Source organism: Kitasatospora sp. NPDC094028 (genome assembly GCF_049543595.1).
In the GTDB taxonomy this organism is placed as follows: Bacteria; Actinomycetota; Actinomycetes; order Streptomycetales; family Streptomycetaceae; genus Kitasatospora.
Genome location: NZ_JBMVFA010000020.1, coordinates 111,423 through 126,043, shown reverse-complemented (window position 1 = coordinate 126,043; position 14,621 = coordinate 111,423). Strand labels below are relative to the sequence as shown.

The following is a 14,621-nucleotide window of genomic DNA, read 5'->3' as shown; positions in this document are numbered from 1 at the left end:
AGTGAACACGACCGGGGTCCCCGCACGCGAAGCGGCCAAGGCGGTACGGTGGGGGCGTGACATCTCGATCCGCAGTCCGAGGAGGGAGGCACCGATGATCCTGCTCCGTCGCCTACTGGGCGATGTACTGCGTCGGCAGCGCCAGCGCCAGGGCCGCACACTCCGCGAGGTGTCGGCGGCCGCCAGGGTTTCGCTCGGATACCTCTCCGAGGTCGAGCGGGGACAGAAGGAGGCCTCCTCGGAGCTGCTCTCCGCCATCTGCGACGCACTCGACGTCCGGATGTCCGAGGTCATGCGCGAGGTCAGCGACGAACTGTCGCTCGCCGAACTTGCGGCGATGGCCAGCCTCTCGGAAGGTGATCTGCTGAGGCCGGTACTCGAACCGGTTCCGCTTCCCGCCCCCGGCACCGACCGGGCGACCATGTCGCCCAAGGCTGCCGCGATGGACGTGGTCGCCGCCTGATCCGGCCTCGCCAGCCCGGGCTCCCGATGCCCGGGGCGAGCGGAGGAGGCGGTCGTGCGGAGAACCGCGACGGTGCGCACGGTGGCCCGAATACGGCTGCGGATGCGGCGGTCGGTGCCGCGGACGGTCCGTCCGGCCCTGGTGGTCCTGCTGGTCGTGTCGGCCGGGCTCGGCTGGTGGCTGGTGGCCGTCCGGGGCCGGCTGGTCGACGGCGCGGTGCTCGGACTGCTCGCGGCCGGCGGCTGGGGGCTCGGGCTCATCCCCGTCCACGCCGACCGGAACGCCACCGGACCGGCCCGCCGTCCGCGCGAGGAGCGTGCGGCACCGGTGCGGGCGCAGCCGCCATCGATCGGGTGAAACGGCGGAACTGACGTGGTCGGAGGCCGCGGGGTTGTTGACCCCGCGGCCTCCGGCGTTCCGGGCCCACCGGGCCCTCAGGGCCGTAGCCGCAGCCCGCGCGGGGTGGGGTGGAAACCGGCCTCCTCCAGGGCGGCGCCCAGAGCCGAGCCGAGCGCCGGCGCGCCGTTGGCCCGCTCGACGGTGACGGTGCCGAGCGCGCCCTCGCGGGCGGCGGCCGCGAGGGCGCCCGCCGCGAGCGCCAGCGTCGGCCCGTCCTCCGCCCAGGCCAGCAGGGACTTGCCGCCGCGCTCGACGTACAGCGCCAACTCGCCGTCCACCAGCACCACCAGGGCGCCCGCCTTGCGGCCCGGCCGGTGCGCCCCCGACTCCTTCGCCCCGGACTCCTTGGCCCCCGGGGCGGCGGGCGGCTCGGGCCAGGGCAGGGCGGCGCCGTAGGCGTTCGCCGGGTCGGCGGCGGCCAGCACCAGGGGCTGGGCCGGCTCGGCGGCCGGGGCGGCCGGCCACTCGGCGGCCCGGGCCCGCTCCAGTCGGCTGTTGACCGAGCGCAGCCGGTCGGCCGCGCCCTCCATGGCGAACTGGGCGCCGCCCAGGCCCTCGACGAAGTAGCCCCGGCGGGCCCGGCCGCGCTCCTCCATCGCCGCGAGCACCCGGTAGACCCCGGCGAAGCCGCCGGGCACCCGCTCGGCCGCCACCGTGCCCCGGGTGAGCAGGCCGTGCCGGTCCAGCAGGCTCTGCGCCTGGGCGGTGGCCCGGACGGTCGGGTCGGCGGCGAGGGCGGGCAGGAGCGACCAGCGGCCGGCCACCGTGGGCGGGCCGCCGCGCAGGGCGCCGCCCGTCCGGCCGAACGGGCGGCCGGCGCCGCCGTAGCGGCCGCGCGGGGTGGCCCGGGGCGCGCGGTGCGCGGTGGCGCCCGCCGTCCGGCCCGAGCCGAGCAGGGCGCGCAGCGGGGCGAGGGTGTCGTTGGTGACGTAGCCGGCCCAGACCAGGTCCCACAGGGCCTCGACGACCGCGGGCTCGGGGGTGTCCTCGGGCAGCTGCTGGACCAGCTGGCGGAAGAACAGGCCGTAGCCGCCGGCCAGCGCCTGCAGCAGGGCGCTGTGCACCGGGGTGAGTGCGGGCGGGACGGGCTCGGGGCGCAGCAGGTGGGCGTTCTCGGCCAGGTGCAGGCTCAGCCAGCCGTCCTTGCCGGGCAGCGCGCCGGCACCGGACCAGCCGATCTCGCCGGCCGCCGTCAGTTCGTCCAGCAGGGCGGGGGAGTAGTCGGCGACCCGGGCCGGGAGGATCAGCTTTTCCAGGGCGGAGGCGGGCAGCGCGGTGCCCTGGAGTTGTTCGACCGCGCGGAGCAGGCCGTCCGGGCCGCGCAGCCGGTGGCCGGCCAGGTGCTGCCACTGCGGGAGGAAGGCGGCCAGGGCGCGCGGGGGTACGGGCTCGACCTCCTGGCGCAGGGCGGCCAGTGAGCGGCGGCGCAGCCGGCGCAGCACCTCGGCGTCGCACCACTCGGGGGCGGTGTGCCACTCGGGGTCGACATGGCTTCCCGCGGGCCTGAACTGGCCCTGGACCAGGCGGCCGGCGGCGGTCAGGCGGTGCAGGGTGCCGGTGACGACGGCGGTGCCCAGGCCGTAGCGGGCGCCGGCCTCGGCGGCGGTGAACGGGCCGTGGGTGCGGGCGTGGCGGGCCAGCAGGTCGCCCAGCGGGTCCTTGACCGGCTCGGTGAAGGCTTCGGGGACGCCGACCGGCAGCGGCGTGCCGAGCGCGTCGCGCAGGCGTCCGGCGTCCTCGATCGCGGCCCAGCGCCGCTCGCCGGCGATCCGGACCTGGATCACCCGGCGGGCGGCCTCCAGCTCCAGCGCCCAGAGCGGTTCGGCGCCGCGGGCGGTCAACGCGGCCTCGGTGAGCGGGCCGAGCAGGCGCAGCGCGTCGGCGACGCCCTCGGCGTCCTTGATCCGGCGCTCGGGGGTGAGGCGCTGGAGCTCGGCCTCCAGCTCGGCGAGCACCTGGGGGTCGAGCAGTTCGCTCAGCTCGGCCTGGCCGAGGAGTTCGGACAGCAGCCGGGAGTCCAGGGAGAGGGCGGCGGCGCGGCGCTCGGCGAGCGGGGAGTCGCCCTCGTACAGGAACTGGGCGACGTAGCCGAAGAGCAGCGAGCGGGCGAACGGGGACGGCTCGGGGGTGGTGACCTCGACCAGGCGGACGGCGCGGGATTCGAGGTCCCCCATCAGCTCGACCAGGCCGGGGACGTCGAAGACGTCCTGCAGGCACTCGCGGACGGCCTCCAGGACGATCGGGAACGAGCCGTACTCGGAGGCGACTTCGAGGAGTTGGGCGGCGCGCTGGCGCTGCTGCCAGAGCGGGGTGCGGCGGCCGGGGCTGCGGCGGGGGAGCAGCAACGCGCGGCCGGCGCACTCGCGGAAGCGGGAGGCGAACAGGGCGGAGCCGCCGACCTGGTCGGTGACGAGCTGCTCGATCTCGGCGGCGTCGAACAGGGCGGCGTCGGCGCCGACCGGGGCCTCGTCCTGCGCTGAACCGGCGTGTTCCGAAGGGAAGTCCAGCAGGTCGGCGTCGGGCAGGCGCAGGACGATGCCGTCGTCGGCGTGCATGACCTGCGGGTCCAGGCCGTGCTTCTCGCGCAGCCGGGCGCCGAGGGCGAGCGCCCAGGGGGCGTGCACCTGGGCGCCGAAGGGGGAGTGGATGACGATCCGCCAGTCGCCGAGTTCGTCGCGGAAGCGCTCGACCACGATGGTGCGGTCGTCGGGGAGGTGGCCGCAGGCGGTGCGCTGTTCGGCGAGGTAGTCGAGCAGGTTGGCGGCGGCCCAGTCGTCGAGGCCGGCCTGCTTGAGGCGGGCGGTGGCCGCGTCGGGCTCCAGGGCGCCCAGTTCGCGGGTGAACGCGCCGAGGGCGCGGCCGAGTTCGAGCGGGCGGCCGAGGGTGTCGCCCTTCCAGAACGGGAGCCGGCCGGGGATGCCGGGGGCGGGGGTGACCAGCACCTTGTCGTGGGTGATCTCCTCGATCCGCCAGGAGGTGGTGCCGAGGGTGAACACGTCGCCCACGCGGGACTCGTAGACCATCTCCTCGTCGAGCTCTCCGACCCGGCCGCCGCCCTTCTTCGGGTCGGCCCCGGCGATGAAGACGCCGAAGAGGCCGCGGTCGGGGATGGTGCCGCCGGAGGTGACGGCGAGGCGCTGGGCGCCGGGGCGGCCGGTGACCGTGCCGGCCACCCGGTCCCAGACCAGCCGGGGGCGCAGCTCGGCGAAGGCGTCCGAGGGGTAGCGGCCGGCCAGCATGTCGAGCACGGCGTCGAAGGCGGACTGCGGGAGGGTGGCGAACGGCGCGGCGCGGCGGACCACGGCGAGCAGCTCGTCCACCGGCCAGGCGTCCAGGGCCGTCATCGCGACCAGCTGCTGGGCCAGGACGTCCAGCGGGTTGCGCGGGATGCGCAGCGCCTCGATCCGGCCGGCCCGCATCCGCTCGGTGACCACGGCGGACTGCACGAGGTCGCCCCGGTACTTCGGGAAGAACACGCCGGTGGAGACGGCGCCGACCTGGTGGCCGGCCCGGCCGACCCGCTGCAGGCCGGAGGCGACCGAGGGCGGGGACTCGACCTGGACGACGAGTTCGACGGCGCCCATGTCGATGCCCAGTTCCAGGCTGGAGGTGGCGACCACGGCGGGCAGCCGGCCGGCCTTCAACTCCTCCTCGACGAGCGAGCGCTGCTCCTTGGAGACGGAGCCGTGGTGGGCCCGGGCGATGACCGCCGGGGCGCCCTTGGCGGCGCCGGAGCCGCCCATCAGCTCGGCGGGGGCGTGCGCCTCGGGGACGGGGGTGCCGGTGGCGCGCTCGTGGGCGATCTCGTTGAGGCGGTTGCACAGCCGCTCGGCGAGGCGGCGGGAGTTGGCGAAGACGATGGTCGAGCGGTGGGCCTCGACCAGGTCGACGATCCGTTCCTCGACGTGCGGCCAGATCGAGGCGCCCCCAGCCTGGCGGCCGGGAGGTGCCCCCAGGCGCTGCGGGTCGGAGTCGGCGGCGCCGCCGGTGGCGGGGGCCGCGGGCAGGTCGTCCAGGTCGGGGACGGGGACGACCACGGAGAGGTCGAACTCCTTGGCGGAGGGGGGCTGGACGACGACGGCGCCGCGCCCCGGGCTGAGGAAGCGGGCGACCTCCTCGACCGGGCGGACCGTCGCGGACAGGCCGATCCGGCGGGCCGGGCGGTCCAGCAGTTCGTCGAGCCGCTCCAGGCTGAGCGCCAGGTGGGCGCCGCGCTTGGTGCCGGCGACGGCGTGCACCTCGTCGAGGATCACCGTGTCGATGCCGCGCAGTGCCCCCCGGGAGGCGGAGGTGAGCAGCAGGAACAGCGACTCGGGGGTGGTGATCAGGATGTCCGGCGGGTGGGTGGCGAAGCGGCGGCGGTCGGCGGCCGGGGTGTCGCCGGAGCGGATCGCGACCTGGATCTCGGGCTCGGGCAGGCCGAGCCGGACGGCGGCCTGGCGCAGGCCGGTCAGCGGGGCGCGCAGGTTCCGTTCGACGTCCACCGCGAGGGCCTTCAGCGGGGAGACGTAGAGGACCCGGCAGCGGCGCTTGGGCTCGGCGGGGGGCGGGGTGCTGCTGAGCCGGTCGAGGGCGGAGAGGAAGGCGGCGAGGGTCTTGCCGGAGCCGGTGGGGGCGACCACCAGCACGTCGGTGTCCTGCCGGATGGCGCGCCAGGCCTCGGACTGGGCGGTGGTGGGGGCGGTGAAGGCACCCGTGAACCAGGCCCGGGTGGCCGGGGCGAAGCCGGTCAGCGGGTCGTCGGCGGGCGGGGTGGGGTGCTCGGGCGCCATGCCCCCATGGTGCCGGGTGGGACTGACAAGCGGGCGGGCGCCGGTCGGCGGGTGCGGGGCGGTGCAACCGGGGAAGCAGGAATGACAATCCGCTCATATGGTGATGATTCGGACGCGTGATCAATTCGTGACCGCGACCCCACCGGACCGACGAGCGGAGACCGTGCGATGCCGCAGGCGCACCCGTCCGGCAGCCCCGCCCGGGCCGCCCGCCGCCGCGTCCGCGGGCCCGCCCGTGCCCTGCTCGCGATGCTGCTCACCGCCCTCGTGGCCGGCGGCGCCGTGCCCTACGTCTCCGGGCCCGGACGGGCGTACCTCAGCTACCTGGTGCTCGCCGAACAGGTGGACGCCGCCGGCGCCGCCCGGGCCGGGGCGGAGAGCCGCGCCGCGGGCGGGCAGGTCGTCCAGGAGTACCCGCAGATCGGGGCCGTCCTGGCGTACGCCACCGGCGACTTCGCCGACCGGCTGCGCGCCCGGCCCGGCATCGCGGCGGTCGGCGCCACCCGGACGGCGCCCGTGGTCGGCCCGCCGCGCGGGGTCGCCGGCACCGGGGACTTCGCCGCCGGCGTCGTCCGGACCGGCGGCCCGGGGAGCGCCGACCGCCGGGACGACGGCGGGACGCCCACCGTGCCCGACCCCGCCGAGGGCGACGCCTGGAACCTCGCCATGCTCGGCGTCACCACCGCCCGGACCGGCGACGCCTCCGCCCCGCCCGCCGTCAGCACCCCGCCGACCCCGGAGGCGCTGCGCAAGGTACTCGTCGCGGTGCTCGACTCCGGCGTCGACGACACCCACCCGGACCTGCGCGCCGCCGTCGACCCCAAGGCCTCCGCCTCCTGCGCGGACGGTCGCCCCGACGCCCGGTTCGGCGCCTGGCGGCCCGACGCGGGCGTCGGCGAGAGCGGCCACGGCACCCACGTGGCCGGGATCATCGGCGCCGCCCGGGACGGGCAGGGCGTCACCGGGGTCGCGCCCGGCGTGCGGATCGCCGCCGTCCGGCTGCTCGGACCGCTCGGCCAGTACTACGCCGAGAACATCGTCTGCGGCATGCTCTGGGCCGCCGACCACGGTGCCAGGGCGATCAACAACAGCTACTTCGCCGACCCGTGGAAGTACAACTGCCCGGAGGACCGCGACCAGGCCGCGCTGATCGCCGCGGTCGGCCGGGCCGCCGACTACGCCCGGCGCAAGGGCGCCGTGGTGGTCGCCTCCGCCGGGAACGACGGGCAGGACCTCGGCGCCGCCCGCACCGACGAGCGCAGCCCCAACGACCGGGTCTCCGGCCCGCCCCGCACCCGGTACCTGGGCACCGAGTGCATCCGGCTGCCCGGCGAACTTCCCGCCGTGCTCACCGTCACCGCCGTCAACCGGGACGGCCACCCGTCCGGCTACTCCAACTTCGGGCGCGGCCACGTCTCGCTCGCCGCCCCCGGCGGCGACCCGGACGGCGGGCCCCGGGGCGCGATCGTCTCCGACTGGCCCGGCGGCCAGTACGCCGCGCTGGCCGGCACCTCGATGGCCGCGGCGCACGTCACCGGCGCGGTCGCGGTCGCCGCGGCGCTGCACCCCGACTACGACGCCGACCGGCTCGCCGCGCTGCTCGCCACCACCGCGGCCGCCGCCTGCCCGGCCGGGCCGTACGCCTGCGGGGACCGGCAGTACTTCGGCGCCGGGCTGCTCGCGCTGCCGCGGTGAGCGGCCCGGGAGGGTACGGACCGGTCCGGGATACTGGGGGCATGAGGCTGACCGAGTTCTGGCGACGGATGTACGCGCACTTCGGCGAGGCGTACGCGGAGTCCTTCGCGTCCGACCACGTGATGAGCGAGCTCGGTGGGCGGACGGTGCGTCAGGCGCTGGAGGCGGGCTGGGAGGCCAAGGACGTCTGGCGGGTGGTCTGCGACACCCAGGGGGTCACCGGGCAGCTGCGCTGAACCGTCCGCGGCGGGCCGATGGGCCAGACTGTTCGGGTGACGAGCAGTGCGGAACGACGGCAATCGGACGGATCGGTGGCGGACGCGTCGGGGGCGGACACCCCCGCGCAGGACGCCCCTGCGCGGGACGCGGCGGCGCGGACCGCCGGCGGGATGCCGCGCTGGCTGCCCCGGGCGATGCTGATGGCCCTGCTGTTCGTCGGGCTGTTCCAGCTCGCCAGCTGGGCCTTCCTCCAGCTGACCGACCTGTTCGTGATGCTGTTGGTGGCCTTCTTCCTCTCGCTCGCGCTGGAGCCCGCCGTCGACCGGCTGGCCGCGCGCGGGGTGCGCCGCGGGGTCGGCACCTTCCTGGTGTTCCTCGCGGTCGGCGTCGCGGTGGTGGGGTTCGTCGCCGCGCTCGGCACGCTGCTGGTCGACCAGGTCGCGAAGATCGCCAAGGACCTGCCGCACCTGGTCGACAACGTGATCCTCTGGGTCAACCGGACCTTCCACCAGGACCTCTCGCTGGGGCAGCTGAAGCAGAAGGTGCTCAAGGACTCCGGCACGATCGAGAGCTACGTCCAGCAGGCCGCCGACAACGTGTGGGGCCTGTCCTCGACCGTGATCGGCGGCCTCTTCCAGACCTTCACGGTCGGGCTGTTCACCTTCTACTTCACCGCCGAGGGCCCGCGGGTGCGCCGGACGGTCTGCTCGCTGCTGCCGCCCGCCAAGCAGGGCGAGGTGCTGCGGGCCTGGGAGATCGCGCTCGCCAAGACCGGCGGCTACCTCTACTCGCGGGCGGTGCTCGCGCTGGTGTCGGCGGCCGGGCACTGGGTGATGTTCGCGCTGATCGACCTGCCGTACGCGGTGGCGCTGGCGATCTGGGTGGGCGTCATGTCGCAGTTCGTGCCGACCATCGGGACGTACCTGGCCGGGGCGCTGCCGGTGCTCGTCGCGCTGACCGTGCAGCCGGTGGACGGACTGTGGGTGCTGGCCTTCACGGCGGTCTACCAGCAGGTCGAGAACTACGTGCTGCACCCGAGGATCACCGCCCGGACGATGGACGTGCACGCGGCGGTCGCGTTCGGCGCGGTGATCGCGGGCGCGGCGCTGCTCGGCGCGGTGGGCGCGCTGATCGCCATCCCGGTGGCGGCCACCCTGCAGGGCTTCGTCGGGACGTACGTGCGGCGCTACGAGGTGGCCGTCGACCCCCGGATCGACCGGGGTGAGCAGCGGCGGGCCCGGCGGGTGCTGCGCCGGGAGGCGAGCCGGCGGCTGCGGCGGATCGTCGGCGGCGACCGGGACTGAATCCGTTCGGACGCGGTGCACGCGTCCGAACGTGCGACGCTTGAATCGAACAGATGTTCTTTGTACTCTCCGGCGAGGAGTTTTCCACAGGACGAGCCCGGTCGGGCTCGTTTGTCAGTGGGACGCGCTAGCGTCGAGGACGATGAAGCGCACAGCACAGAACCCGAGGGAAAAAGCCATGGCAGGTACGGACCGCGAGAAGGCCCTGGAAACAGCTCTCGCCCAGATCGAGCGGCAGTTCGGCAAGGGCTCGGTGATGCGCCTCGGCGAGAAGGCCAACGAGCCGGTCGAGGTGATCTCCACCGGGTCCACCGCCCTGGACGTCGCCCTCGGGGTCGGCGGCATCCCGCGCGGCCGCGTGGTCGAGATCTACGGCCCCGAGTCCTCCGGCAAGACCACCCTGACCCTGCACCTGGCCGCCAACGCCCAGAAGGCCGGCGGCACGGTCGCCTTCGTCGACGCGGAGCACGCGCTCGACCCCGAGTACGCCAAGAAGCTCGGCGTGGACACCGACGCCCTGCTGGTCAGCCAGCCGGACACCGGTGAGCAGGCCCTGGAGATCACCGACATGCTGATCCGCTCCGGCGCGATCGACCTGGTGATCATCGACTCGGTCGCGGCGCTCGTCCCGCGCGCCGAGATCGAGGGCGAGATGGGTGACTCGCACGTCGGTCTGCAGGCGCGCCTGATGAGCCAGGCGCTGCGCAAGATCGCCGGTGCGCTGAACCAGTCGAACACCACCGCGATCTTCATCAACCAGCTCCGCGAGAAGATCGGCGTGATGTTCGGCTCGCCGGAGACCACGACCGGTGGCCGGGCGCTCAAGTTCTACGCCTCGGTCCGGCTCGACATCCGCCGCATCGAGACCCTGAAGGACGGCACCGAGGCGGTCGGCAACCGCACCCGCGTCAAGGTGGTCAAGAACAAGGTCGCCGCGCCGTTCAAGCAGGCCGAGTTCGACATCCTCTACGGCGTCGGCATCAGCCGCGAGGGCGGCCTGATCGACATGGGTGTCGAGCACGGCTTCATCCGCAAGTCCGGCGCCTGGTACACCTACGAGGGCGACCAGCTCGGCCAGGGCAAGGAGAACGCCCGCAACTTCCTGAAGGACAACCCGCAGCTCGCCGACGAGATCGAGCGGAAGATCAAGGGCAAGCTCGGCATCGGCCCGAAGGTGGAGGAGCCGGCCGAGGGCGCGGCCGACGCCGCCGCCGCGGACGGCGCCGCGAAGCCGATCACCGCGACCGCCGCCAAGACGGCCGCGGCGAAGAAGACGGCGGCTGCCAAGGCCTGAGCCGTTGACACAGCACGACACGGTGGGCGGCGGCCCCGAGGACGACGACCACGGCCCGCCGGACTGGTTCGCCGCGGTGGCGGAGGAACCCGCCCCGGAGCCGGAGCCGTCGACGCCCCGCGCGGGGCGGCGCCGTCCGTCCACCGCAGCGAGGGCATCCGGCCCCGAGCCGGAGTTCGACCGGGCACCGGTCCGGGCGCGGCGCGGCGCGGCGCCCGGACCGGGCTCGGCGGAGGTCCAGGCCGAGGCACTCGGCCTGGTCTCCGCCTCCGAGCTGCCCACCGGCCGACGCCGCCGACGCTCGGCGGTGGCGGCCGAGGAGCAGGACATGAGGCCGCCGTCCGGGGGCGGCGGATGGCGCGAGGCCGAAGCGGCCGGTCACGGGGGTGTGGCCGCCTCGGTCTCGCGCACGCGTGCGCGCCGCCGGGGCGGGGGCTCCGGCGAGGGCGCGTTCGGTGAGTCCGGCGCGTTCGGTACGGAAGGCGCGGGGGGCGCCGAGGGCCGTTCCGCCGCCCGGCGCCAGCGGGTCGAGGAGTCGGCCGATCCGGAGAGCCGCGCCCGGGACATCTGCCTGCGACTGCTGACCGGTGCCGCCAAGACCCGCAAGCAGCTCGCCGACGCCCTGCGCAAGCGGGAGATCCCGGAGGCCGTCGCGGAGGGGGTGCTGACCCGGTTCGAGGAGGTCGGGCTGATCGACGACGCCGCCTTCGCCGAGGCCTGGGTGGAGTCCCGGCACGCCGTCCGGGGCCTGTCCCGGCGGGCACTGGCCCAGGAGCTGCGCACCAAGGGCGTGGCCGCCGAACTGGTCGAGCGGGCCGTCGCCCACCTCGACTACGACGACGAGACGGAGGCCGCCCGGGCCCTGGTCGAGCGCAAGCTGCGGGCCACCCGGGGGCTGGACCAGCAGGCCCGGATGCGGCGGCTGGTCGGCGTGCTGGCCCGGCGCGGCTACTCGGAGGGCCTGGCCTTCCGGGTGGTGAGGGCCGCGCTGGAGGACGAGGCGGCGGGCGAGACGGCGGACGGCTTCGCGTAGCGGCGCGCGGGGGCACGTGGGGGGCACGTGAGGGGCATGCGGGGGGCGTGCTTCCACGCGCGGGCGCCGCCGGCCCGCCGGCCGTGCGTCAGCCGGTCGGGCCGACCTGTTGCCGGGGGGCGGGTTCCGGTTCGGGGGCGCTGGCGAGCGGGGCCGGGCCGCCGCGGGCGCGGTCGGCGAGGGCCAGCAGGTCCTCCGCTGCGGCGCCCTGGGTGACGCCGACCAGGTGCCCGTCCGGCCGGATCAGCAGCACGGTGTGCGGCCCGGCCTCCGGGTACTCCTCGGTGACCAGCACCTCGGCCGGCACCGGCAGCGCGGCGGCGACCTCGGCGAGCCGGGGCATCAGCCCGGCGCCGAGCCAGTGCTCGGCGGACCAGACGGCGGTGCCGGGGGCGACCAGCAGCAGCAGGAAGGTGGCGCCGAGCCGGGCGTGCAGGTGGTCCGGGGTGCCGTCGGCGGCGAGCACCGGCAGGTCCGGGACGAGCACGCCGGGCGCGGTGGCGGGCAGCAGTTCGCTGAGCGAGGTGGTGCCGCGCGCGCCGCGCTGCACCGGGACGCGCGCCGGCACGCCGGACGGCGCCGCCGGGTAGGCGGGCGCGCCGCCGAAGCGGCCGGTGCCGAGCTGGCCGTCGGCGAGCAGCGGGGCGTGCTTGCGGAAGCCGCCGACGAGCAGCGAGCGCCGGGTCTGCTGCCAGCCGCGCAGCGGGCGCAGCAGCGGCATGGACTGGTCGACGGCGCGCAGCCGGGCGCCGACCGCGCCGCGCCGTTCGGCCTCGTAGCCGTCCAGCAGCGAGCCGCCGGGCTGGGGGCCGCCGCTGTGGAGGTGCCAGGCGAGGGAGAGCCGCCAGGCGAGGTTGTCGGCGTCGCGCAGCCCGTCCGCGAGGTTCTGCATGCCGAGCGCGCCGTGCAGGTGGGCTGCGTCGCCGGCGAGGAAGCAGCGGCCGACCCGGAAGCGGGCGGCGAGGCGCTGCTGGGCGGTGTGGTCGGCGGCGGCGAGCAGTTCGTAGCGGGGGAGTTCGCCGCACCACCCGGTGAGGGTGGAGGTGACCCGGGTGAGCAGGGTGTCGCCGGTGACGATGCCGGGCCAGGTGGCGTGCGGGTCGACCTGTTCGGTGGGGTCGGGCCGGCCGGGGGGCAGTCGCCAGTCGAGCCGCCAGACGCCGTCCGGCAGCGGTCGGGCGGAGGCCTCGCGGTCGCCGCGCCACGGGGGTTCGCGGTGCAGCCGGGCGCCGTCGAAGGGCAGGTCGACCCGGACGGTGGCGATGGCGTTGCGGTCGACGGCCGGGCGGCCGGGGAAGCGGACCTTCAGCAGCTTGCGGACGGTGGATCTGGCGCCGTCGCAGCCGACCAGGTGGCTGCCGCGCCACCAGGTGGTCGAGCCGTCCTGGGTGCCGGTGGTGCGGACGCTGACGCCGTCGCAGTCCTGTTCGAGTTCGACGACCCGGTTGAGCGGGACGAGCTTGATCAGCGGGGTGCCGGTGAGCGCGTCGCGCAGGCCGCGCTGGAGGCGGTGCTGCGGCAGGTGGAAGGTGGGGGAGTCGGTGAGGTCGATCCGCAGCACTTCCTGGCGCCGCCGCCAGAGGGAGAAGGAGTCCCAGAGGGCGGAGTCGGAGACGGCCCGCGGGTAGCCGATCCGGGTCAGGAAGGCGGTGATGTCGGCGCCGAGGACGACGCTGCGCGGGCCCTCGGGGCAGAGGCCGGAGCCCTCGTCCAGGATGACGGTCGGCACCTCGTGCCGGGCGAGGGCGAGGGCCAGGGCCAGACCGACCGGTCCGGCCCCGACCACGATCACCGGGTCCATGAGGGGACCTCCGGGCACGAACCGGCCGATCGGCGGCCGTCAGGTACCGCTGCCGCATATGCCGCGTGGAAGCTCCCGGGAGGTGTCACGAAGAGCAATGCAACAGTTCACCTGCGTGTCCGTCAAGCAGCAGTCGAAGTGCGCCGGTTCGCGCCGCGGCGCCCGCGGGCCTCGATCCACCGCGCGAGCGCGGTGAGGAGCAGGCACAGCACGATGTAGATCGGGCCGATCACCAGGACCACCGGGATGTAGGGGAAGCCGGCGGAGTTGGTGGGCTGGCTCGCGATGGCCTTTCCGACGAACAGCAGCTCGTGGTACGTGATGATGAAGCCGAGCGAGGTGTCCTTGAGGGTGACGACCAGCTGGCTGATCATCGAGGGCAGCATCGAGCGGACGGCCTGCGGCACCAGGATGGTGGACATCACCTGGGTCTTGCGCATGCCGAGCGCGTACGCCGCCTCGCCCTGGCCGCGCGGTACGGCCTTGACGCCGCTGCGGATGATCTCCGCCTGGACCGAGCCGTTGTAGAGCGTGAGGCCGAGCACCAGGGCCCACATCGGGTCGGTGGCGAAGAAGGCGTAGTAGAGCGCGACGATCAGGATCAGCAGCGGCATCGCCCGGAAGAACTGGACGACGGCGGTGCACGCCCAGCGCACCGGCTTGTGGTCGGAGAGCTGGCCGGCGGCCAGCAGCGCGCCGAGGGTCAGCGAGAAGGCTGCCGCGAGCCCGAAGGCCTCCAGTGTGGCCAGCAGGCCGTCCAGGATCCGCTGCTGGACGGTGTTGTACTGGAACACGTCCCACAGGGCCTGGTTGAACTGGCCCTTGTCGTCGAGGGTGGTGTAGACGAACCAGAGCAGTCCGGCGACGCCGATCAGCGAGAGCACCCCGAACACCCGGTACCGGGCGCGGGCCCGCGGGCCGGGGGCGTCGTAGAGGACGTTGGCCGTCGCGGTGCGGTTGAAGGGACTCATCGGGCCACCGCCAGTCGGGACTCCAGGAAGCGGAACAGCGAGGCGACCGTCGCACTGATCAGCAGGTAGGCGCAGGCCACCCAGAAGAAGATCGCGAAGATCGAGTAGCCCTTCTCGGAGAAGGCCTGCTGGTTGCTGAAGATCTCGCCCACGCTGAACGCGCCGGCGATCGCCGAGTTCCTCGGCAGGGCGATGAACACACTGCTCAGCGGGGCCAGGACGGTCCGGGTGGCCTGCGGCAGCACCACCAGGGTGAGGGTCTGGCCGAAGCTCATGCCGAGGCTGCGGGCCGCCTCGGCCTGGCCCAGCGGCACGGTGTTGATGCCCGAGCGGATCACCTCGCAGACGAACGAGGCGGTGTAGCCGCCGAGCGCCACGACCGCGAAGGTCAGGTGGCTGAAGTGCACGCCGAGCCGGGGCAGGCCGAAGGTGACGGCGAAGAACAGCAGGGTCAGCGGGGTGTTGCGGAAGAGCGTCACCCAGACGGTGCCGAAAGCGCGCAGGACCGGGACCGGGGAGACCCGGAAGGCCGCCAGCAGGGTGCCCAGCAGCAGGGCGAGCAGCGCGCTGAGCGCGCTCAGCTCGATCGTCTGCAGGAAGCCGTCGCGGAACAACGCGAAGTTGTCGTCCTCGAACAGGAAACCCATCCGGCGGCCCTCCTCTCAGGAGT

11 protein-coding genes are annotated in these 14,621 nt (G+C 75.0%); 7 read left to right on the top strand and 4 right to left on the bottom strand.

Going from position 1 to position 14,621, the window contains the following annotated elements; translation table 11 throughout:
* The first annotated feature begins 94 nt into the window (after window positions 1-94).
* Window positions 95-463 carry a helix-turn-helix domain-containing protein gene (locus tag ACPC54_RS26750; protein WP_498968330.1) on the top strand — a complete coding sequence of 123 codons (369 nt, stop codon included), beginning with the start codon at window positions 95-97 and terminating at the stop codon, window positions 461-463.
* A 54-nt stretch (window positions 464-517) separates the two neighbouring features.
* Entirely contained in the window at window positions 518-820 is a 303-nt protein-coding gene (locus ACPC54_RS26745; RefSeq protein ID WP_498968329.1) for a hypothetical protein, read from the top strand.
* Between the two features lie 77 nt (window positions 821-897).
* Here ACPC54_RS26745 and ACPC54_RS26740 read toward each other — a convergent pair whose 3' ends face one another.
* Window positions 898-5,634 carry an ATP-dependent helicase gene (locus tag ACPC54_RS26740; protein WP_498968327.1) on the bottom strand — a complete coding sequence of 1,579 codons (4,737 nt, stop codon included), beginning with the start codon at window positions 5,632-5,634 and terminating at the stop codon, window positions 898-900.
* Window positions 5,635-5,802: 168 nt separating this feature from the next.
* Here ACPC54_RS26740 and ACPC54_RS26735 point away from each other — a divergent pair, with 168 nt between their 5' ends.
* The 5 genes from ACPC54_RS26735 (at window position 5,803) to ACPC54_RS26715 (ending at window position 11,179) form a co-directional block, all read left to right on the top strand.
* Window positions 5,803-7,329 carry a S8 family serine peptidase gene (locus tag ACPC54_RS26735; RefSeq protein WP_498968326.1) on the top strand — a complete coding sequence of 509 codons (1,527 nt, stop codon included), beginning with the start codon at window positions 5,803-5,805 and terminating at the stop codon, window positions 7,327-7,329.
* Between the two features lie 41 nt (window positions 7,330-7,370).
* Complete coding sequence (locus ACPC54_RS26730) at window positions 7,371-7,565, top strand: DUF3046 domain-containing protein (protein WP_498968324.1); 195 nt, start codon at window positions 7,371-7,373, stop codon at window positions 7,563-7,565.
* Window positions 7,566-7,601: 36 nt separating this feature from the next.
* Window positions 7,602-8,852 (top strand): AI-2E family transporter, encoded by a 1,251-nt coding sequence (locus tag ACPC54_RS26725; RefSeq protein ID WP_498968322.1) that lies wholly within the window; start codon window positions 7,602-7,604, stop codon window positions 8,850-8,852.
* 178 nt (window positions 8,853-9,030) lie between these two features.
* On the top strand, window positions 9,031-10,146 hold the full coding sequence (gene recA, locus ACPC54_RS26720) for a recombinase RecA (RefSeq protein WP_045698397.1): 1,116 nt from the start codon (window positions 9,031-9,033) through the stop codon (window positions 10,144-10,146).
* A 4-nt stretch (window positions 10,147-10,150) separates the two neighbouring features.
* The gene (locus tag ACPC54_RS26715; protein WP_498968320.1) at window positions 10,151-11,179 is read left to right on the top strand and encodes a regulatory protein RecX; all 1,029 of its coding nucleotides are present in this window, start codon (window positions 10,151-10,153) and stop codon (window positions 11,177-11,179) included.
* A gap of 88 nt (window positions 11,180-11,267) precedes the next feature.
* Here the strand turns inward: ACPC54_RS26715 and ACPC54_RS26710 are convergent, their stop codons facing one another.
* From ACPC54_RS26710 to ACPC54_RS26700, 3 genes are all read right to left on the bottom strand, one after another.
* Window positions 11,268-12,980: an FAD-dependent monooxygenase gene (locus tag ACPC54_RS26710; protein WP_498968319.1), complete on the bottom strand. Its 1,713-nt coding sequence runs from the start codon at window positions 12,978-12,980 to the stop codon at window positions 11,268-11,270.
* A gap of 122 nt (window positions 12,981-13,102) precedes the next feature.
* Entirely contained in the window at window positions 13,103-13,951 is an 849-nt protein-coding gene (locus ACPC54_RS26705) for an amino acid ABC transporter permease (protein WP_498968318.1), read from the bottom strand.
* Window positions 13,948-14,598 (bottom strand): amino acid ABC transporter permease, encoded by a 651-nt coding sequence (locus ACPC54_RS26700; protein ID WP_498968317.1) that lies wholly within the window; start codon window positions 14,596-14,598, stop codon window positions 13,948-13,950. The genes ACPC54_RS26705 and ACPC54_RS26700 overlap by 4 nt, the downstream gene beginning before the upstream one ends.
* Window positions 14,599-14,621 lie beyond the last annotated feature (23 nt).

Excerpts from the sequence above, each read along its gene's own strand:
- ACPC54_RS26750 (WP_498968330.1), top strand. The coding sequence starts at position 95 with ATGATCCTGCTCCGTCGCCTACTGGGCGATGTACTGCGTCGGCAGCGC.
- ACPC54_RS26740 (WP_498968327.1), bottom strand. The coding sequence starts at position 5,634 with ATGGCGCCCGAGCACCCCACCCCGCCCGCCGACGACCCGCTGACCGGC.
- ACPC54_RS26735 (WP_498968326.1), top strand. The coding sequence starts at position 5,803 with ATGCCGCAGGCGCACCCGTCCGGCAGCCCCGCCCGGGCCGCCCGCCGC.
- ACPC54_RS26730 (WP_498968324.1), top strand. The coding sequence starts at position 7,371 with ATGAGGCTGACCGAGTTCTGGCGACGGATGTACGCGCACTTCGGCGAG.
- recA (WP_045698397.1), top strand. The coding sequence starts at position 9,031 with ATGGCAGGTACGGACCGCGAGAAGGCCCTGGAAACAGCTCTCGCCCAG.
- ACPC54_RS26710 (WP_498968319.1), bottom strand. The coding sequence starts at position 12,980 with ATGGACCCGGTGATCGTGGTCGGGGCCGGACCGGTCGGTCTGGCCCTG.
- ACPC54_RS26705 (WP_498968318.1), bottom strand. The coding sequence starts at position 13,951 with ATGAGTCCCTTCAACCGCACCGCGACGGCCAACGTCCTCTACGACGCC.
- ACPC54_RS26700 (WP_498968317.1), bottom strand. The coding sequence starts at position 14,598 with ATGGGTTTCCTGTTCGAGGACGACAACTTCGCGTTGTTCCGCGACGGC.